Annotated in this window: 1 protein-coding gene; it reads right to left on the bottom strand. The window is 54.6% G+C overall.

The genetic code is table 11. From position 1 onward, the window contains the following. Window positions 1-313 (bottom strand): alpha/beta fold hydrolase (locus JOY50_RS28590; protein WP_405046024.1); only part of this gene is annotated, 313 nt, incomplete at its 3' end. Window positions 314-416 lie beyond the last annotated feature (103 nt).

The following is a 416-nucleotide window of genomic DNA, read 5'->3' as shown; positions in this document are numbered from 1 at the left end:
GTATTTCAGAGAGAAAACGGGTGGTACCATAGCCACGCAGATACGGCACGATGACGCGGAATCCTTGCTTTGCTAACGCTGGCGCGACCGCCGCATAGCTATGAATGTCATATGGCCAGCCGTGCAGCAGGATAACCGGCTGACCGTCACGCGGACCGATATCGACATAGCCGATATTCAGGTCGCCGGCCTGAATCTGTTGAACATGATCGAATGCACTGGCATCGTCCGCCGCGCAAACGCCGGCTGACCACAGAGCTGACAGCGCCAGCATCAGCGCGCTACCGTTACGGGCCCGAGATAATCTGTTCATAAAGCCACCTGTTAACTGAAAGAGAAGAGAGGACGCAGACAGTTAACCAGCGTTTTGTATACGGCATATGCGCAGAAAGGCGGGGTTTTGTATCGCGATGTAT

This window comes from Pseudomonas sp. BP01, from assembly GCF_022760795.1.
Classification (GTDB): domain Bacteria; phylum Pseudomonadota; class Gammaproteobacteria; order Pseudomonadales; family Pseudomonadaceae; genus Aquipseudomonas; species Aquipseudomonas putida_Q.
Note: the sequence above shows the minus strand (reverse complement) of the source record. Positions and strands in the feature narration are given on the sequence as shown.